Below are 19,021 nucleotides of genomic sequence, written 5' to 3'. Positions count from 1 at the left end.
TCGGGCATGGGCAACAGCGCGACCCAAGAAGGGATTTTAGGACGAGCCGAAGCAAACTGGTGCATCAAGTCGGCCCCTCATTGCGTCGCCAAAGGTCTTCGCACCGAGTTCTTACGAGAGGCTCAAGTATTGTGTCCCCGATCTTATGCTGGCGGGATGCGCATGTGCCGGCCGTCGCGGCCGTGGTGAACGGCCAGGATCTCGGCCAAAACCGAGATCGCGATGGCTCCGGGAGACTTCCCCCCGCAGTTGAGCCCGATGGGCGCGTAGACCCGGCGGTCCTTCTCCGGATGCAGGCCCTTGCGGTTGAGGAACTTATAGGCCGAAGGCACCTTGCTCTTGCTCCCGATCATGCCGATGTAGGGCGCGGGGGTCTTGAGCGCCGCGGCCAGACACTCCTTGTCCAGCATGTGGCCCCGGGTCACTATGACCACGTAGGTCTTCTTGTCCACGCCGGCCAGCTTGACGGCCTTGTCCGGCCGCTCCACCAGGATGCGGGAGGCGTGCGGGAAGCGCGCCTTGTTGGCGAACTCCTCGCGGTCGTCCGCCACCGCGTAGGGGATGCCGGCCATGGCCGCGGCCTCGGCGAGCTTGAGGCCCACGTGCCCGCCGCCCACGATGAGGAGCTTCAGCGAGGGCACGTGCACGTCGATGAACACTTCCACGCGGCCCATGCACTCCATGCCGATGCCCTTGGGCGTGAGGTCGAAGACCGCCTTGCGGCTGGCCCCCTCCTTCAGCGCCTTCCTGGCCGCGCCGATGGCCAGGTTCTCCAGCATGCCGCCGCCCACCGTGCCGGCGATGGAGCCGTCCTCATAGACCACCATCTCCGCGCCGGTCTCTCTGGGTGTGGATCCGGCCGCCGAAATGACGGTGACCAAGGCCGCGCCGCGGCACTGGCTCATGGCCTCGGCCATGAGCTTGAAGACGTTCTCAGATTCTTGCATGTCAGCTCTCCCGGTCCCGGACCAAGGCCGCGAAGGAGCGGTCATAGGCCTTCTCCGCTCGCGCGCTGAAGAAGCAGGCCGGGAACTGGCCCATGCCGCGGTGGTAGGAGACGCACTCGCAGCATTGTCCCTTGGTGGAGCAGTCGTAGGTGCAGTTGCAGCCCTTGAGGTTCTTCGGCGTCTGCGCGCAATCGCTCATGGCGGCCTCCTTCGCGGTCATATCATACAACACCTGGGCGTTGTGATATGATACCCTCTGCCCGCGACACTTTTTGCATGGGGAGGCCGCAAATGGCTCAAGAGCATCTGGGACTGCCGGAGAACGCGCGCAGGCTTTTGGCGCCGGGAGAGAAGTACATCCCCTTGGTGACCTCCTCCGAGAAGGTGGAGGAGGTGACCTGGCGGTCCGTCATCCTGGGCCTGATCATGTGCGTCGTGTTCTCCGGGGCCATCACCTATCTGACCCTGAAGACCGGCAACGGCTTGGAGGCGGCCATCCCGATCTCGATTTTGGCCGTGGGGTTATCGTTCACCTTCAAACGCCACAGCACCATCCTAGAGAACGTCATGATCATCGCCATCGGCAGCACCTCCGGCATCGTGGCCGGCGGTGCGGTCTTCGTCCTGCCGGCTCTCTATGTCATGGGCCTGGAGAAGCACACCAACCTCTTCCAGCTCTTCTTCATCCCGTTCCTGGGCTCCGTGCTGGGAGTCATGCTGCTGATCCCGCTGCGGCGGTACTTCGTATCGGATATGCACGGCAAGTTCCCGTTCCCCGAGGCCACGGCGACCACGGAAGTCCTGGTGGCGGGCAAGAAAGGCGGCCGGGACGCCTTGGTCCTGGTCTACACCATGCTCATCGGCGGGGTCTATGACTTCCTGTGCGTCACGCTGCGGGCCTGGCGCGAGACCTTCTCGACCGAGCTGATCGGGAGCTGCGACGTCCTGACCAACAAGTTCAAGGCCGTGTTCTCCACCTCCACCGGAGCGGCCATCACGGCCATGGGCTATATCGTGGGCATCGAATACTGCCTGATGATGGCCGCGGGCGGGTTCCTTTCCACCCTGGTCCTGGTTCCGATCATCGCCTATTTCGGCGACCTCAACGGCGGGACCAAGTTCGCCGCCATGGCCGCCGGGGACATCTACTCCGGCTACTCGCGCATGATCGGCATCGGCGCCATCTTCATGGCCGGAATCATCGCCATCGTCAAGTTCATCCCCATCATCTACAAATCCACCGTCGAGGGCTTGGCCAAGGCCTTGAAGGCGCAGAGCGGGCACGGCGGCCGCAGCGAACGGATCGATCGGGACATCCCCATGAGCCTGGTGCTCGTCCTGACCTTCGTGACCTTGGTCGCGATCTGGTTCTATTTCCGCTACTCGGTGCTCAGCGGGCAGGCCAACCCGTTCGTCCTGGCTTCAGCCGGTCTGGGCAGCACTCTGCTGCTGGCGTTCCTGTTCAACAGCGTCTCAGCCTACGCCATCGCCACGATCAGCGTCACCCCGATCTCCGGCATGACCATGCTGACCTTGCTTCTGACCACCATCATGATGACCAAGGCCGGGCTGGTCGGCCCGGAAGGGATGGTGGCCACATTGCTGGTCGGCGGGGTCGTGTGCACGGCCCTGTCCATGTCGGGGTCTTTGATCACTCAGATGAAGATCTCCTATTGGGTCGGAGCCACGCCCAGCCGGCTGCAATGGGCGAATGTCGCCGGCTCCGTGGTGGCGGCGGTGGTCACGGCCGCGGTCATCATCGTCCTGGCCCACACCTACGGGTTCGTCAAGACTCCCGAGTTCCCCAATCCCCTGCCGGCTCCCCAGGCCAACGCCATGGCCGCGGTCATCGGCAGCATCATGTCCACCGGAGCCCCCTGGTTCCTCTACGCCATGGGCGCCGTGATCTCGGTCGTCATGGAGATGCTGGGGGTCTCGCCCCTTGCCTTCGCGCTGGGCATGTATCTGCCGCTCGAGATCAACTTCCCCATGCTGGTCGGCGGCGGCGTGTCCTGGGCGGTCCAGAAGAGCGCGGGCCACGACAAGAGGCTGGCCGCCCATTACAACGAGCGCGGGACCTTGGTCTCCTCGGGCCTGGTCGCCGGCGGGGCCTTGGTCGGCGTGATCGCTTCGCTGATCAAATGGATCGAGAAGGAGCGCGGCGTGCGCATCATCCCGGACCTGGCCAATGACGGCTATTGGGGCAATTGGCTGGCCCTGGCCATGCTGACGCTGTTCTGTCTTTACATCTTCTGGGATGCCCGGCGGATCAAACACCACGACCAGCCCGCTCCATCCACGATATAGGCCGGTGGAGGCTCCCCTCGACCTCGCGGAGTTCGACCGGATCTGCCAGGCCCTTGCGCACGACTTGGCCCAGGCGCGCGAAGGCCTCCAGGAGAAAGACAGCCCGGGCTCGCGGCGCGCCTATCTGCGCGCCTTCTACGCCCTCGCAGACGGCGCGGTGCGCTGGCTGCAGCAGGAGAAGATGGCCGACATACTCGAAGAGCTCGACGCCGGCGGCGCGACCGCGGGGCCCGGCCGAAGCCCGGCCCTGCAGGCCATGGGACGCTTCCTGAGCCAGGCCTCCGGCTCGCCCGACGGACCGGGCCCGCAGATCCCCGCTCGCCGGGGCCAGGACGGCTGGGAGGCGTTCCAACGCGCCATGGCCATCCACAATCGCAGCTCGCGTCCCAAGCGCCTGCGCGACCTGGACCTCTCGGACCCGGACGTCGAGACCATCGCTGCGGCCAGCCGCTGGTTTCAGGGCCTGGTCATGCCGGGCCTGCTGGCCCTCTTCCAGGACATCGACTCGCGTATGCGCCAAGCCCGCGGCGCTCCCTGAGCGCTCAAGCCTTCGCCATGGCCATGGCATCACAGGAGCCGTCCCCGCGTCACTTTTGGTAGACTCTCGTCCATGACCGACCCGCCCCTGCGCGAAGCCGAACTGCGCGAGGCCTTCCTGCGCGCCTCGGGCCCGGGCGGGCAGAACGTCAACAAGGTGGAGACCGGGGTCCTGCTGACCCACATCCCCACCGGGATATCGGTGCGGGTGACGGACGAGCGCTCCCAGGCCCAGAACCGAGCGCTCGCGCGCTCGCGCCTGGCCCGCAAGCTCGCGCAGCGCGAAGAGGCGGCGCGCGCGCGGCGCATCCACGAAGCCGAGCTCCAGCGCCGCAGGAACCGCAAGCGCAGCCGCGCCTCCAAGGAGCGCATGCTGGAAGCCAAGCACCGCCGCGCCCGGCTCAAGGGCGGACGCCGCGTCGGCTGGGAAGATTGACCCGGCCGGCATTTTGCCGCCATCCTAGCTGTCAGCCTGGTCATGGCCAAAAGCTCGGCCAAGAAAAGGGGGCAATGCCGTGCCTGTGTTCTGGACATGCCGTTAAACGAGCGCCCGGCGGATGTTGGCCGGGCGCAACCGCCCAGACGCGAAGTGGCTGGACGGCGGAGCGGCTCAACCAGCCTTATATCGACGTGCGCTGAGGCTTCCTAGGGAACAAAATCGGGCCCTCGCTCGTATATTATGAGTGAGGGAAGAAAGCGCGGGCTGGTCCGAGTCCCTGCCCTACCGGGCCGTGCGTAAGGAGAACGCCGTCGCACGGTCCCTGCCCTTTCCTTACGGGCAGGGGCGCGGGACAGGAACAAGGGACCGTTGCACGCGTTGGTGCTCGACCACATCGAGGACTTCGCGCGGAGCTTGCGACTTCAGCGGGACATCCGGCAGCGGCCGCCTTTGGGAGTGCTCCGACTTTATCGTCTGTGCTGATGGAGACAACAAAAGGACAGAAATTGGATTTCCCGGTTTCCCAGCAATATACAAGGTCTCGATCAATCACTTGGCTTGGAACCCCGTATCACCCGGTTGCTTTCTCGAGACTATCGCCCACCATCAGCCCTGTGCCGTCCTAAGCATCCAGGCCATCCACCGAAAAATCGGCGCCTTCACGCATCAGCAGCCTCACCACGGTCATGCCATCCGCGGCGCGCCGCCCCGATCTCACGGCAGGACGGGATAAAGAGTCTTGATGTAGAGGCGGTCCGAGGAGCCGTGCCGGGAGAACTTGACGCACACCTTGCTGAGCCCGTCGACCCGCTCCGGGCCGCGCGGGGTACGGGCATAGCCGTAGCCCACGGGCTGGTCCATGGAGTAGACGATGTCCGGCATGACCTCGATGCGCCCGGAGAGCAGCTGGTCGAGGGCCTCGAGCAGCTTGGCGTCAGCCTGCCGGAGCAGCCGGTCCTCGAGCACCGCCCAGGCCTTCTGCGCCGACCGGACGTAGGAGTCCTGGTCCGAGAATTTCGTGGCGAGCTTCAGGCCGGTCGCCCGTCCGTGGCGGGGCTTCTCCAGCCGCTTGAGGACGTTCTCGTCGGGCACCTCGGGACCGTGCCGGGGAAAGCTGTGTCCGTAGACCCAGAGCTCGCGATGGACGGCGGCGGGCTCAGCGTCGCGCTGGGAAGCCGCCAGGACGACCGCCTCGGCGCGCTCCCAGCCGGAGGCGCCTTGGGACGCGGCTCCGGCAAAGACGCTGTCGAGGACGGCCGCCTGGACGCCCTGCGGGGAGGCCTGGGCGAGCTTCTCCGCCCCTGCCAGAAGGACCTCTTGGGCGGCGACGGCGGGTCTCCCGGCGACCGCCGGAGCCGGCAGGACCTGGGTGAGGGTGGCGAGGGCGGGCAAGGGGACGGGAAGGAGGGGCGCGGCGTAGAGGCCGGGCATCGCCGCCGGCCGAAGGCCGGCCGCGACCAGCGGGGAGACCGGAGCCTGCCGGCTCAGGACCACCGCAACGGGGCCCGCGCCGGCCGGGCCGGACGCGAGCAGCAGCAGGGCCGCGGCCACGGCGCTGCGCGTCAGCATCCTCTTCACGAGATGAGTATAGCCGTCCCCCCGGCCGGGAGGGAGGGCCGTCGGGGCAGGCCTAGGCCGCCAAAAGGCCCAGGCCGGTTGACCGCTCCTCCCGGCTCCGATGAGCTGGGGGGGAGTGCGCCAGAGGTGCGCCAAGCCGCGCCGCTGGCGCACTCCTCTATTTGGTCGAGGGCTCGATAGCCGCGAAGCCGTAGGGCGGCAAGGTCCCGGTCCAGCCCGCGCCCAACATCCTGACACGGCCCTGCCCGGCATCGTCATCTCGCTGGCCTCCCTGTCGTTCATGGTCTTCCTCTACCGTGCGAAGATGCGCCTGGCCCGGGAAACGGGAAGCCGGACCTTGCGCAGCGACGCTGTCTGCTCCTTGGCCTGCGTCTGGCTCTCCCTCGTGCTCCTGGCCGGCAGCGCTCTTTACGCCGCGTTCGGCATCTGGTGGGCGGACAGTCTCTCCGCCCTGCTCATCGCGGGCCTCATCGCCCGGGAAGGTTGGGAAGGCGTCAGCGAACCCGACGGCTGTTCCTGCGGCAGCGACTGCCAAGGCGGATAGCCGGGCCCGGCGCGAAGTCCTCGGCGACGTAGTCGCAGAGCCGGCGCCGGACCTCGGCATGGTCCACGCGCAGGCCGGGCCGGGGCCAGCGCCGCGGCGTGCTCGCGCAGGTCCTCCGGGCCAGTCGACGCCCTTCCGTCCGATGATTTCCCTCCGGCGTAGCCGCGGCTCTGCCTCGACCCAGACCACCGGACCTCTCTCCTTCGATCCAGCGGCTCACTCCGGCGGCCTTTTGCTATCATAGCGTTTGCGCAGGCCCCCATGGGGGCCTGCGCTGGGTAGTTACTTACGAAAACGCCTATTCTATTCCCAAAAGAGATCAGCTTATTCGGACCACAATCAAGAACATCCTCTACGGCGCCCTCCACGCGGCCGGCCTGACCGGGCTGCTCCTGCGCAAGAACCGCCGGCACGTCCCGGTCCTGCTCTACCACGGCGTGACGGACCGGCGCTGGCCGGGCGTCCTCGACTGCGAGAAGAAGCACATCTTCGTCGAGGACTTCGAGAGGCAGCTGGTCTTCCTCAAGGAGAACTTCCAGGTGGTCCGCCTGGCGGACTACGCCGAGGCCCTGCGCGGCCGCCAGACCTTGCCCGAAGGCTGCGCGGTGATCACCTTCGACGACGGCTATGCCGACAACGCCGGCGTGGCCTTCCCGCTGCTGCGCAAGCACGGCCTGCCCGCGACCGTGTTCTTGGCCGCGGATTTCGTGACCAAGGCCGCCCCGCTCTGGGTGGACCGGCTGGCCTTGGCCTTCGCGCGCACCGAGCTCGGCGACTGGACGGACCCTGCGGAGGGGACGCGGTTCCCTCTGGCCACGGAGGCAGGCAAGACGATTGGCTATCTTTGGGTCAAGCGCAGGCTCAAGCTCCTGCCCGACGCCGAGCGCGAGGGGCTCGTCGACCGCATCTGCGGCGCCTTGCTCGGCTGGCATGTGCCGGAGCCGCCGGCGCTGTTCTCGCCTCTTTCCCGGGAGCAGGCGCGCGAGATGGCGGCTTCGGGCCTCATCGATTTCGGCTCGCACGGCTGCCGCCACGCCATCCTCACCGCCATGCCCGAGGCCGACGCCCGCCGCGAGATCGTGGAGTCCAAGCAACTGTTGGAGGCCTTCTGCGGACAGCCGGTCACCAGCTTCTCCTATCCCAACGGCGACTGCAATCCGGCCGTCTCGCGTCTGGTCGAGGCCGCCGGCTACCTCTGCGCCGTGGCCGGGGGCCTGCGCCTCAACGATCCGGAGGGCACGGACCGCTTCGCCATCCAGCGCGTGGCCTTGGCCGAAGGCGACAGCGAGGCCGTGATGGCCGCCACGCTTTCAGGCATCCGCGGACGCCTCATCGCATTGGCCGGAGGCCGCTGATGGGCGGCCCGACCGAGCTCGTCCCGGTCACCCCGGCCGACCAGGAGGCCTTGGCCGCTTTCCTCGCGGGTTTCCCGGGCCTGGAAGGCAGGCCGGAGTTCTGGAAGAACCGCTTCCAGCTCTGGTGGCAAGGCAATCCCGCCTTCCGCGGGGTTCCGGCGGGCTGGACTTTGCGCAGCGGCGGCGCCATCAAGGGCTTCCTGGGGAATCTTCCCAGCCTCTTCCAACTGGGCGGCCGCCAGCTCACCGTCTTCTCCATCACCAGCTGGATGGTCCTGCCCGAGTTCCGCGAGCAGAGCCTGTCCTTGCTCATGGAACACATGCGCGCGGCCGAGAAGTCTTTGCTCTTCGACACCACGCCGACCCCCGAAGTGGCCGAGATCCTGCAGTCCATGGGCTTTACGCCCCTGCCTTGGGCCGGGGACCGGGAGAGCATCCTCGTGCTGGACTGCAAGCGCTGTCTGGGCGCAGCCGGCCTGCCCTCATTCGCCTCGGCCGCGCTCGCCGCTTTTCAAGACCTTCGCCTGCGACCGCTGGGTCGGACCGGCCTGCCTAAGTCAGCCGCCTGCGCCGAGATAGGGGCCGATTTCGACGAGCTCTGGGAGAAGACCTCCGGGCTTTTCGCAAACACGAACGTGCGCACGGCCGAGGCTCTGCGCTGGCACTGCCTGGGAGACCCGGACGTGGAGAAGAAGCTCTTCGTCTGCCGAGCCTCGGGGGTCCTGGCCGGCTACAGCGTGTTCAAGGCGCGGAACCGGCGGGGCTTGAAGACCTGGGACTGCGCTGATTTCTGGGAGGACCCCGCGGTCACGGGAGTACTGGAATCGCTCATCTCAGCCGCTGGGCAGGACGCCAAGGGCCGGGGCCTGGATCTGCTCGCCTTCCCGCATTTCAGCCGGAGCCTGGGCGAGCGCCTGGGCCGCGCCGGACTCTTCGCGCACGCCTCCGGCCGCCGGGCCTTGGTCTACGGGGCCCCGGAGCTCCTCGCGGGAGTCAAGCCGGAGGAGTCCTACTTCGTGGGCCTGCAGGGCGACTACGGGACGGCCGTGTCATAGATCGGGAGGTGACAGCATGCAGGGACTAGGGTGGTGCGCCGTATTCCTGGCATCAGCGCTGCTGGCCGCTTCGGCCAGGGCTCAAGACTCCGCCAAATCGGATGACGAGAAAGGCCGCCCGCACTTGACTCCGTACCAATGGCAGAAGCCCGCACCGACCGCATCGGATGACGGCAAGGCTCAGGCTGGCAGACCGGCCCTGAGGGGGCTGACGCAGCCGCAGTCAGGGTCGGAGGACGAATTGATATGCGAGAAGGGCGTGGTCCATCCGACGCAAGGCCCCTCTCAGGAGGCCGCCAAGCAGAACCCCGCGCTCCTGCTCATGAAGATGGGCGTCCAGCACTGCTGGAAGAAATCGGACCCGAACACCATCATCGAGCGGCCGGTCGGCATGCAGGACATGGTGACGGGCGCGGTGACCGAGTCCATGCAGGGCGGCGGTAATGCCATCGGCAGGCGCCTGCCTCCGCTCAAGGGGCCCAGGCCCTTCACGAAGCCCAAGGACAAAGCCAAGAAGAAATTAAAGGCCAAGGCGCCCGCGGCCCCCGCGGCCGCGCCGGCCGCTCCCCCCGCCGCGAAGCCGGAAGGCGACGGGACCTCCAGCGGGACTCCCCAACTGCTCAGATAAGACCTGGCACCAAGCTCGCCGGGATATGTTGCCCCGAAGACCTGCTTATCCCGACTACAATCACAAACCAGGATGGGCTGTCAACGCAACAGCGGGACCACGCCTTGTCCCGTCACTGCCGGCTGGGGTTCGGTCTTGCCGGTGCGATCCGCGCCCCCAGCCGCTGCCTCGCTCGCAGTCGGCGTCAACGAGGAGCGGAATGAGGCCACGGCCTTTTCGAAGATCGGCTGCAGTTCCTTGAACCGCTCCGGGGGGCACGAGCCCACGATCTCATAGAAGCCCTCGCGCGCCTGAAGATAGGTCTGGAGAGACATCTCGGCCCAGTGGCCCCTGTCTGCCGGGATGGTGGTGACCCTCTGATAGCCGTCCAATCCGCCGATCTTCACGCTCTTGAGTTCGGTGTGATTTCCCTCGCCGCCGGCCCAAAGGTTCTTGAACGCCTGACTCGAATAATACGGCGTCTTGAGCTCATGCCCGTTGATCGAGAAACCGAAATAGGGATCGGGTGCGTCCTTCCCGATGACGAACAAAACGTGGCCTTTCAATCCCTCGTCCTTTGGCAGCCATTGGGGAGGCAGACAGACCGAAGAATGCCAGGCCGCGCGCTGGACCCAGCGCTTGTTGACGAGAGACATGCAGTAGGAGTCCGTTTTCTTGGGCGTCGGCCCAGGCGATGTCTGAGCATATCCGACGCCCTGGGAAAAAGCACATCCCAGCCACACTGCGGCGACGCTCAGGCATGGTCTCAATCGGGTGCTGTTCATGGCAATTCCTCCCAAATAAGCAGTCGCAATAATACTACTTTGAGTCCTTGCTTTGACTGTTTCTTCCCCTCACTGAACCAATCACTTCGGGAGGACACCAAGATGATCACGAAAGTCTACCAGGGCAAGGACGAGAACGGACACGGGAAGTGCATGATCGGCTGCCCCGAAGACCTGCTTATCCCGACTACAATCCTAGCGCCTAGCCCGCTTCGTACGCGGAGAGCTTGTCGCGCAGGTCCTTGAGGAACTGCGCCGCGGCCCGGCCCTCGGTCAGGCGGTGGTCGAAAGCCAGGATGAGCTGGTAGAACCCCTCGGAGCTGCCCGGCGCGCGGAACTCCGCGCCCACGCCCAGAATCGCGGACTGCCGGTGGTTGATGAGCGGCTGGAAGGAGAGCACGCCCTCGCCGGAAAGGTCCGTCACCGTGAAAGTCCCCCCCGAGGCCGCCTCCAAGGTGATCTCCCCGTTGGTGTAAGCCAGCAGGATGTCCTGTATCTCGCGCGCGATGGCGCCCAAGTCCTTCTTGTCCGCGTCGCGGATCACCGGCACCTTCAAGCCCTCGCCCGCGTCCACGGCAAAGCCCACGTTCACCTCGTCGTAGTAGTTGACGGCCCCGTCCTCGTAGAAGGCGTTGAAGACCGGATGCTTGCGCAGAAGCCGCGCGGCCTCGGACACGATAGCGGCTGCGGGGCTGGCGCCCCATTCCGGGTGCCGCGCCGCGGCGGCGCGCAGGCCCCGCGTCGGGCAGGCCACGCTCACTGAGCTGGCCAAGGCGTTGGAGCCTGAGAGCAGGTAGCGCGCTTCTGCCACCTTGGCCTTGGGCAAGGCCTCGCGCTTGAAGGTCACGGCCTTGGCCGCCACCCCGGCCGCCATATCCGGCCCGTGCACCGGCTGACCCAGAAGCGCCAGCACGTCCGCCTCCCGGATGAGCCCCTTGCCCGCGAACCTCTCCAAAGCGATGCCGTGCTGCTTGACCAATTCCGCGGCCTTGCGGCTCAAGCGCGCCACCAAGCCGCCCTCAGCCGGGGCCGCGGCCTCGGTCTCAAGCTCCGGGACCGGGTCCTCGGCGCCCTGCGTGATGAAGCACAGCGGGCCGCCCACCGGCACGTCGCAGCCCTCTTTGAGCGAGCGGCGCAAAAATCCCGCCGCTGGAGCGCGCAGTTCCAGCACCGCCTTGCTGGTCTCGATCTCCGCGATGACCCGTCCGGCCTCCACTTGCTCCCGGTCCGCGGCCCGCCAGGCCGAGAGCCGCACGGTCAGGTCGTTGACCGCTTCTTTTGGGATGAACACCGTCAAAGCTTCATTGGCCATGGACCAGTTCCTTTGCCTTTAGCACGATATGCCTGGCCCCGGGCAGGGCCTCGGCTTCGAGGTTCGGCGCGGCCGGGATGGGATGGCGCGCCGCGGCCAAGCGCCCGGCGCGCTTCAAGACTCCCGGCGCGGCCTCCGCCACCTTGGCCAGGACCTCGCTGCCCAAGGCCGCGAAAGCCTGTCCTTCCTCAACGACCAGCAGCCGCCCCGTGCGCCGCACCGAGTCGAGCACCGGGAAGGAGTTGAAGGGATAGAGTTGCGTGGGGCAGACCAGCTCGCAGAGGATGTCGTGCTCCTCGAAAAGAGTCTCCAGGGCCGCTTCCGCCTCGGGGAGCATGCCGCCGTAGCAGAAGAGCGTCAGGTCCGCCGCGCCCTGCGGCCGCAAACGGACCGTGGGATAGCGCTCGTCGCTGGTCTCCAGCGTGAAGCCCTGGGGCACGGGCTTGGAGAAGCGCGCGCCGTAGAGCAGCTTGTTCTCCACCACCAAGGTCGGCCGGTCCACGGTGGAGATCAAGGTGTCGTAAAGCGCGCCCGGGTCGGTGCGGCCGTTGAGAGCCAGCACCAGCGTGCCGGGGATGCCCAGGAAGTGCTTCTCCAAGGACTGGCTGTGCGTCGGCCCGTAGCCGCGCCGGCCGCCCATGGGCGCGCGCACCACCAGCGGCATGCGGTCCCGGCAGCCGTACATGAAGCGGAACTTGGCGGCCTGGTTGATGAACTGGTCCGCGGCCAAAGCCAGGAAGTCGCCGAACATGATCTCCACGACAGGCAGGAAGCCCTCCGCAGCCAGCCCGCTGCCCAGGCCCACGATGGCCGCCTCGGAGATGGGCGTGTTGCGCACCCGGCCGGGGAACTCGGAGCTGAGCTCCTTGGTGACCTTGAAGGCCCCGCCGTAGGGCGCTTCGATGTCCTCGCCGATGAGGACGACGCGCTCGTCGCGCTTGAGGTTGCGGCGCAGGGCGGAGTTGAGCAGGGCCGCGCACCTCTCGTCGCTGGAGAACCCCCCCGGCTTCCAGGCGCAAGGCGCGAAGCCCTCCGGGTCCTCGTCGTCATCGTGCGGCTCGGCTGCGGCAGCGGCCTCGGCCTTGGCCACCGCGGCCTCGACCCGCGCCGTGGCCTCGGCGAGCAGAGGCTCCGCCGCCTCCGGCTCGTCGCGGGTGAAGCGCTCCAAAGGGTCCTTTTCCCAATAGCCCTTGATCTCTGCCGGGTCGCGGTCGTCGTCGCCCTTGGAATGGGCCATGAGCCGGTAGGTGTCCACCACGAAGAAGATCGGCTTGCCGGCCTCGCGCACGCGGCGCACGACCTCGGCGCAGCGCTGCGCCAAGGCGGCGTGGTCCCAGGTGTCGGCGCGGAATATGCCGATGCCGAAGGCCGCGGCGCGGCTCAAGATGTCGCCGGCCAGGCTCTGGGACTGGGGCGTGCTCTGGGCGTAAAGGTTGTTCTCCAGGACCACCAGCAAGGGCAGCTCCCACTTGGCCGCGATGTTCAGGGTCTCGTAGACCACCCCTTCGCCCAAGGTCCCGTCGCCGATGACGGCCACGGCGATGTCCTGGCGGCCGGAGAGCTTCAGCGCCAGCGCCATGCCGGCCGTGACCGGGACCATGCCGCCCTGCACCCCGCTGCTGAAGAAGTTGCGGGCCCCGATGTGCTGGCTGCCGCCGCGGCCCCCGCTGGCGCCGGTGCGCTTGCCCATGACCTCGGCGATGAGCCCTTCAACGTCGTTGGTGCGCGCCAAGTAGTGGCCGTGGCAGCGGTGCGGGGCCACCACGATGTCGCCCTCGCCCAAGGCCGGGCCCAGGGCCGCGGCGCAGAGTTCCTGGCCGATGCAGGTGTGGATGGTGCCGGATAGCTTGCCCTGCTCGAAGAGGTCCAGCAGGCGCCGCTCCACGGCGCGGATGAGCAGGCCCTGGCGGAAGAGCTCGCCGCGGTCCGGGGCCTTGTTCTCGCGGGCCATATCCGGGAGATTCTAGCAGGTTTGGCGCGGGCCGGGGATGCCGGCCCGGCCGCCCAGGCGCAGGGTCTTCTGTCCGGCCGCGGCCTGGGCGAAGACGAGGGCGGCCCTGAAATCCCGCGCTTTGAGGTAACGGGCGAGGAAGGCGCCGTGGAACACGTCCCCGCAGCCGGTGGTGTCCAGAGCCGCGTAGCGCTTCTGGGGGACATGCTCCACGCGGCCGCTGGACTCCGCGAAGTAGTAGAAGCCCTTCTCGCCCGCGGTCACCGCGATCTGGAAGCCGAACCTGCGGCGCAGGCGGCGCACCGCCTGCGGGATGGGCAGGCCGAGCTGGCGCGAGAACTTGTGCGAGGCGATGAACACGTCGCTCAGGGCCGCGAGACCTTCCCAGCCGGGCTTGACCGAGCCGCAATCGTACGAGGTGAGGATGCCGCGACTCCGGGCCAGCCGGGCCAGATTCACGGAGAGCTTCATGAGGTGGCCGTCGAAGTGCAGGCAGCGCGTCTGGAGCAGGCCCTGGCGCAGGAGCATGGGCACGGAAAGGCGCTGTCTGTGCACGTTCTGGTTGTTCCAGATGATGGTGCGGGAAGCGTTGCGGCGGTTGACCGCGATGAGCGAGACCGGCGTGGAAATGGACGGGGTCGTCTGGATGAACCGGGTGGAGACGCCGAAGCGCCGCAAGCCCTCCCGGATAAAGTCGGACCAGAGGTCGCGGCCTATGCAGGAGAGGACCGCGGTCTTCAGGCCGCAGCCGGCCGCGGCGCAGGCCGCGGTGCCGGCCGGCCCGCCGCCGTCCACCACGATGCGCCGCGCGGCCAGCTTCTCGTCCTCGCGCAGGCGCCGGTCCAGCAGGGCCAGCACGTCAACGGTGCTCAGGCCCACGCAGACGCAGTCGAAGCGCTTGGCCACGGGCAGGATTCTACCAATTAGAACAGAGCGCGGTCGTAATTGAAGCGGCTGCCGTCTTTCCGGGGCGAGGACTCCCATTCTGCGGCGGGCGACTCGCAGCCCACGAGGTCCATGACCAGGTGCTTGGCCCGGATGTCGGGATCGCGCAGGCCCCGCCAGTCAAAGGGCTCCACGGGCCTGAACGTCCAGAGTCCCCGTTCTAGGCGCGGCCGCATGCGGATGCCTCGGCGGTCAGCGAAGTCCTTGCCGAGCAGCTCGGGCCGCAGTCGGGCGCGGGTGGTCATCAAAGGGGGCCGGCCGTAGACGACGAGGGACACCGGCGCCGGGCAGGCCTTGGATATCTCTTCGATCTGTTCGCGGTCGGCCTCCATGGAGATGGTCACGCCGCGCAGTCCCATGTCCAGAAGCTGTTTGGCGGCCAAGGAGTTGAGGACCGGCAGGCCGGGGCCGCCTTCCATGGCCGCGCCCGCCTCCTTGGCCAGAAGCCAGCCCCCCAGGCTGTTGACCTCCACGCTCAGGCCATGGCGTTTGCAGCCTTCCAAGAGCGCCTGGAGTCCGGGGATATCGGCTTCGAAGAAGATGGGGGGCAGTGCGGCGGCCACGGACTTGCTGTGTCCGGACACAGTCTCCAGGGCCTCCGCCGAGAGCCCCTCCACCACGGCGCCGCCGGGCGGCAAAGACCCGCGCATGGCCGCGAACTGGCCGGCCTCGATGCGCAGCCGGTCCGGAGCGTCGCCGAGGCGCAGGCGGTTCTCGGGACTGGGTGCGGACTTGGCCAGGAGCTTGCGCACCTGCTCAGGGAGCTCGACTTTGACCTTGCCGTCCGGCTTCTTGCGCATGAGCCGCAGCTCGACGGAGAGCCGGTCCTTCAAGGCGTTGGCGGCCCGGGGCGGCAGGAGCAGTTCAGGCTGGCTGGCCCGCCTTCGGCCGAGCCTCAGGCCTTGGACGGACTTCTCGGACAAGTCCTGGAGCACCTCGGCCAGAGACACGGCCTTGGCCTGCCGCACGACCTTGGTCTTGGGCAGGCTCCACTGCCGGGCCTGTCCGCAGAAGCTGCATCGGCAGGACAGGCTCTTCTCTTCGACCTCGATGTCGAGGTCATAGGAGTCGTCGGCCTGAGCTTCGGCAGGCTCTGCCGGGGCCTCGCCCTTCTTGCGGCCCCAGACTCCGGTGAGGTCATCCCGTTTTCCTTCGAGATAGGCGCTGGTGTGCTCGCGGCCGGCCACGGCGCCCAGGCGCTCCGCCTCCGCGGCCAGGGTCTCGGGGGCCTCTCCGGAGAGGGCGCGGCGGTAGAGGCTCACCGCGCGCCGCACCCAGTCCGGGTTCTTGAGCCGGCCTTCGATCTTGAGGGCGGAGACTCCGGCCTGACGCAATTCCTTCAGGCTCCGCCAGGCCGCGAGGTCCTTCATCGATAGAGGCGTCCCAGCCGGCTCCCCCGCCGCTGTCCAGGGCACGCGGCAGGGGCTGGTGCAGGCGCCGCGGTTGCCGGAGCGGCCTCCGGCCCAGCTCGACAGCAGGCAGCGGCCGGACACGGAACAGCACAAGGCGCCCTGCACGAAGACTTCGATTCCCATACCCGGGATGCCCGAGCAGGCGGAGATCTCGGCTAAAGAAAGCTCGCGGGCCAGGACCGCGCGGCGCAGGCCGAGCTCGGCCGCGGCGCGGATATCCGCGCTGCTGGCTGCGCAGGCCTGGGTGCTGAGGTGGAACTCGAGCTCGGGGAAGGCGGGCTTGAGCGCCAGAAGCGCGGGGTCGCGGATGAGCACGGCATCAGCCTTGCAGCTTCGGGCGAGCTCCAGGATGCGGGCGGCCTCGCCGAGCTCGCGCTCGGAGAGGTCTATATTGAGGGTCAGGTAGACGCGCGCGCCTTTGGCGTGGGCCGCGGCCACGGCGCGGGCGAACTCGTCGGGGCTGAAATTGCGGGCGCGGCGGCGGGCGTTGAGGCTCTCCAGGCCGAGGTAGACGGCGTCGGCGCCGGCTTCCAAGGCGGCTTGCAGGCAGGCGAAGTCTCCGGCCGGGGCGAGAAGCTCCATGGGATTGCTCAGAGACATTTTGACTTATCGTCGTCTTGGCTTTCCAGGGAATAACGACTATAATCCGCTGTAGTCGGGGTTTCGAAAGGGAGGATCCCATGAATTGGATTTTACCTGCCGCGCTCGCCGCTTTTCTGGCCCTGCCGTCTGCCGCCCAAAGCCAGCCGAAGCTCACGGCCATGCTCGGCGCGCAGGCGCTTTTCTTCACCGTGGACGATCTGGAGAAGTACCCCCTGGTCCTGCTCCTGCTCAACGAGGGCGGCGCCGCGGTCGAGCCCGCGAAACTAGGGTCTCAGCTTTTCCTGGATGGCCGGCCGATAAAGGGCGAGCTGATCGACGCGTTCTTCTACAGCAGTCCGCTGGGGCCCGGGAAGAGCCTGGCGCCGGGCGACCATGCGAGCACCGGCCTGCTGCTCAGCCTGGTGGTGAAGGAGCCGGGCGCGCACCGTCTGGTCTGGAAGGGCAAAGGGTTCAGTTCGAACGAGGTCCGGCTGCTGGTGGTGGAAAAGGTCCAGAAATGAGCGCGGGGTGCGCACCATGACATTCATCCATGTCGTCCTGGCCGTACTGAATATCTGGAGTCCGCCTTCTTGCTCCGCGCAGACGGTGGATGCCCGCGAGATGTACCGGATCATCGACACGTACGGCCGCACGATCCGGGCCACGACTTTCTCGGACCCCGCGCGCATGGCCCATGCCTTCGAGGACCAGGAGTGCTATATCGGGGTCTACGACCGGGACCAGAAGTTCGCCAAGGACGCGGGTGGGCTTCTGACGGGCAACAACCTGATGTGCCAGGTCCTGCGGCGCAGGCAGGGGGTCCAGGTCTCCTTCATCGACGCGGGCTGTCTGGGCAAACAGATCCTGCCGGAGGGAGCGCCTGAGTCGCAGTTCCAGCCGATTTTGGACGACTGCGGCAAGCGTCTGCTGGAGTCGTTGCTGAGCGTTGCTTGGCGGGAGTATGTGACGCTGAAGGGGATCTCGAAGAAGGGCTGGGACCGCAAGAAGACGGATTTTGTGGATATGGAGGCGGACCCGAGGTCTGGGAAAGTGAAGACGCGGCCGGGCCGGCGGCCGGGGGGCCTGGCGGATGTGCAGGCGCGGCTCTTCGATCTGGGCAAGGCTTACGATAGGTTCTTGGGGCGGCCGGCTTTGGAGGGGCTCGCGACGAACACGCTTTGGGCTTTTGCGGCGGGTGAGAAGACAGTCGCGCTCGATGTGTTCAAGAAGGCGCCTTGGTGGGGCCGGGCCCAGACTCAGCCGCAGACCCAAGCGCCGCAGGCGCCCGCCCAGCCGTCTTCGTCCGGCGGCGTGGTGCCGCTGCTAAGATGATGAGAAGGACGATGCAGCCGATCGCGACTTCCTATGGCGAGATCCGGCCGTGGCGCGACAGCGATGCGCCCGCGCTGGTCAAATACGCGAACAACCGCAAGATCTGGCTGAACCTGCGCGACGGTTTCCCGCACCCTTACACGGCGGACAGCGCGCGCGCTTTCCTGGCCCTGGTGAAAAGCCAGGCTCCGACGACGTTCTTCGCCCTGGCCACGGCCGAAGAGGCGATCGGGAGCATCGGCATCAGCCTCAACAAGGACGTGCACCGCTTGACCGCGGAGATGGGCTATTGGCTGGCCGAGCCTTTCTGGGGCAAGGGCTTCATGACCGAGACGGTGATGAAGTTCACCGAGCAGGCGATGAAGGAGTTCGGCCTGGCGAGGATCTACGCCGAGCCATACGCCGGCAATGCGGGCTCCTGCCGGCTGTTGGAGAAGGCGGGATTCACCTTGGAAGGCCGACTGCGCAACAGTGTCATCAAGGACGGCAAGATCTTGGATCAATTCATGTACGCGAAGGTGAAACACGATGGCTGAGAAGAGGGGCGTCGGCGGGCTCATAACGATCGCCGTTTCCTTGCTGGTCCCTCTCTGCGCTTGGGCGAAGGACATCCCCAAGGTGGAAGATGACTGGGCAACGGAGGAGATCCTCGAATCTGGGAACCGCTCCGGCTGGCTGGTCTCGGCCCCGACCCGGGCCATGGCCGAGCATTTGGCAGGGAAAGCGGCGCCGCATGTGGTGACCGGGAAGCTGCTGCGCAAGGCTTTCCCGCTGGTCATGCCCCGGCGCACCTGCGAGTATTCCTGGGACATCAGGATCTTCCCGAAGGACATGGCGGAATACGCCTCGCTGAAGAGCGTGGCCGACAGCTTCATGAAGGGCAAGGCCCGCTCGGCCGATGAGCCGAAGCAGGTGATCCGCCTGCGCAAGCAGGCGGGCAGACCGGCCAATCAGGTCACGCGCTCCGAGCCCGGCGACGAACGGCATCCGTATGTGACGCATTCCTACCTGGCCGTGGACATCGGCACTCGGATGCTGATCTTCAGCTGCATCACGCAGACGCGCGCCGGCGGGGACCTGGCGGCGTGCGCCGAGGCGTATGCCGAGGGATTCCTGCGCGTATCCAGCTCGATCAAGCCGGTCGCCGCGCAGCCGGATGAAGGGCCCGGCGCGGCGCCGCTTCTGCGCTGAACGGCAGCCGCGGACGCGGCAAGGGCATCGAGGGCGGCCGACAAACACTGCATAGCGGGCGGTGTTGGCATATGCACTTCAGTCACCCAATCCGGGATTTGCGATGCCCGTTGCGAGAGGCATTGAGCCGATGGTGCGGGCC

General features: G+C 67.2%; 19 protein-coding genes. 11 read left to right on the top strand and 8 right to left on the bottom strand.

Translation table 11 applies throughout. From position 1 onward, the window contains the following. Positions 1-143: 143 nt before the first annotated feature. Together NTY77_10360 and NTY77_10355 are read right to left on the bottom strand one after the other, a co-directional pair. On the bottom strand, positions 144-947 hold the full coding sequence (locus tag NTY77_10360; protein MCX5795886.1) for an XdhC/CoxI family protein: 804 nt from the start codon (positions 945-947) through the stop codon (positions 144-146). Position 948: 1 nt separating this feature from the next. Next, positions 949-1,146, bottom strand: coding sequence for a hypothetical protein (locus tag NTY77_10355; protein MCX5795885.1), 198 nt, complete (start codon positions 1,144-1,146; stop codon positions 949-951). A gap of 92 nt (positions 1,147-1,238) precedes the next feature. Between NTY77_10355 and NTY77_10350 the strand changes: the two genes are divergently transcribed. The 3 genes from NTY77_10350 to NTY77_10340 all read left to right on the top strand — a co-directional run bounded on the left by NTY77_10350 (position 1,239) and on the right by NTY77_10340 (position 4,227). After that, positions 1,239-3,254: an oligopeptide transporter, OPT family gene (locus tag NTY77_10350; protein MCX5795884.1), complete on the top strand. Its 2,016-nt coding sequence runs from the start codon at positions 1,239-1,241 to the stop codon at positions 3,252-3,254. 4 nt (positions 3,255-3,258) lie between these two features. Further along, a complete protein-coding gene (locus NTY77_10345) occupies positions 3,259-3,792 on the top strand; it encodes a hypothetical protein (GenBank protein ID MCX5795883.1) in 534 nt (177 codons plus the stop codon). 72 nt (positions 3,793-3,864) lie between these two features. Beyond that, positions 3,865-4,227: a peptide chain release factor-like protein gene (locus NTY77_10340; GenBank protein ID MCX5795882.1), complete on the top strand. Its 363-nt coding sequence runs from the start codon at positions 3,865-3,867 to the stop codon at positions 4,225-4,227. A 717-nt stretch (positions 4,228-4,944) separates the two neighbouring features. Here the strand turns inward: NTY77_10340 and NTY77_10335 are convergent. Beyond that, positions 4,945-5,808: a hypothetical protein gene (locus NTY77_10335; protein MCX5795881.1), complete on the bottom strand. Its 864-nt coding sequence runs from the start codon at positions 5,806-5,808 to the stop codon at positions 4,945-4,947. A 100-nt stretch (positions 5,809-5,908) separates the two neighbouring features. On the opposite strand from NTY77_10335, the gene NTY77_10330 reads away from it, so the two are divergent. The 4 genes from NTY77_10330 (at position 5,909) to NTY77_10315 (ending at position 9,390) form a co-directional block, all read left to right on the top strand. Continuing rightward, positions 5,909-6,352 (top strand): cation transporter, encoded by a 444-nt coding sequence (locus tag NTY77_10330; GenBank protein MCX5795880.1) that lies wholly within the window; start codon positions 5,909-5,911, stop codon positions 6,350-6,352. A 437-nt stretch (positions 6,353-6,789) separates the two neighbouring features. Next, positions 6,790-7,707, top strand: a complete 918-nt coding sequence (locus NTY77_10325; GenBank protein ID MCX5795879.1) for a polysaccharide deacetylase family protein — start codon at positions 6,790-6,792, stop codon at positions 7,705-7,707. Next, on the top strand, positions 7,707-8,762 hold the full coding sequence (locus tag NTY77_10320; GenBank protein ID MCX5795878.1) for a hypothetical protein: 1,056 nt from the start codon (positions 7,707-7,709) through the stop codon (positions 8,760-8,762). The genes NTY77_10325 and NTY77_10320 overlap by 1 nt, the downstream gene beginning before the upstream one ends. Positions 8,763-8,778: 16 nt before the next feature. Further along, a complete protein-coding gene (locus tag NTY77_10315) occupies positions 8,779-9,390 on the top strand; it encodes a hypothetical protein (protein MCX5795877.1) in 612 nt (203 codons plus the stop codon). Between the two features lie 80 nt (positions 9,391-9,470). On the opposite strand, the gene NTY77_10310 is transcribed toward NTY77_10315, so the two are convergent. From NTY77_10310 to NTY77_10290, 5 genes are all read right to left on the bottom strand, one after another. Next, complete coding sequence (locus NTY77_10310; protein MCX5795876.1) at positions 9,471-10,025, bottom strand: hypothetical protein; 555 nt, start codon at positions 10,023-10,025, stop codon at positions 9,471-9,473. A 331-nt stretch (positions 10,026-10,356) separates the two neighbouring features. Next, entirely contained in the window at positions 10,357-11,466 is a 1,110-nt protein-coding gene (locus tag NTY77_10305) for a 2-oxo acid dehydrogenase subunit E2 (GenBank protein MCX5795875.1), read from the bottom strand. Beyond that, positions 11,456-13,417: a thiamine pyrophosphate-dependent enzyme gene (locus tag NTY77_10300; GenBank protein ID MCX5795874.1), complete on the bottom strand. Its 1,962-nt coding sequence runs from the start codon at positions 13,415-13,417 to the stop codon at positions 11,456-11,458. Before NTY77_10300 ends, NTY77_10305 begins: the two co-directional genes overlap by 11 nt. Positions 13,418-13,429: 12 nt before the next feature. Then, positions 13,430-14,323: a PfkB family carbohydrate kinase gene (locus NTY77_10295; protein ID MCX5795873.1), complete on the bottom strand. Its 894-nt coding sequence runs from the start codon at positions 14,321-14,323 to the stop codon at positions 13,430-13,432. 17 nt (positions 14,324-14,340) lie between these two features. Next, positions 14,341-16,356, bottom strand: a complete 2,016-nt coding sequence (locus tag NTY77_10290; protein ID MCX5795872.1) for a U32 family peptidase — start codon at positions 16,354-16,356, stop codon at positions 14,341-14,343. Between the two features lie 98 nt (positions 16,357-16,454). On the opposite strand from NTY77_10290, the gene NTY77_10285 reads away from it, so the two are divergent. Genes NTY77_10285 through NTY77_10270 form a run of 4 tightly spaced genes read left to right on the top strand, consistent with a single transcriptional unit; the run spans position 16,455 to position 18,879 of the window. Continuing rightward, entirely contained in the window at positions 16,455-16,877 is a 423-nt protein-coding gene (locus tag NTY77_10285; GenBank protein ID MCX5795871.1) for a hypothetical protein, read from the top strand. Positions 16,878-16,884: 7 nt separating this feature from the next. Next, positions 16,885-17,688 carry a hypothetical protein gene (locus NTY77_10280; GenBank protein MCX5795870.1) on the top strand — a complete coding sequence of 268 codons (804 nt, stop codon included), beginning with the start codon at positions 16,885-16,887 and terminating at the stop codon, positions 17,686-17,688. After that, a complete protein-coding gene (locus NTY77_10275) occupies positions 17,688-18,224 on the top strand; it encodes a GNAT family N-acetyltransferase (GenBank protein MCX5795869.1) in 537 nt (178 codons plus the stop codon). Before NTY77_10280 ends, NTY77_10275 begins: the two co-directional genes overlap by 1 nt. Next, positions 18,217-18,879 carry a hypothetical protein gene (locus NTY77_10270; protein ID MCX5795868.1) on the top strand — a complete coding sequence of 221 codons (663 nt, stop codon included), beginning with the start codon at positions 18,217-18,219 and terminating at the stop codon, positions 18,877-18,879. The genes NTY77_10275 and NTY77_10270 overlap by 8 nt, the downstream gene beginning before the upstream one ends. Positions 18,880-19,021: the final 142 nt, after the last annotated feature.

Source organism: Elusimicrobiota bacterium (assembly GCA_026388095.1).
Classification (GTDB): domain Bacteria; phylum Elusimicrobiota; class Elusimicrobia; order UBA1565; family UBA9628; genus UBA9628.
This window is presented reverse-complemented; position numbering and strand designations above follow the sequence as displayed.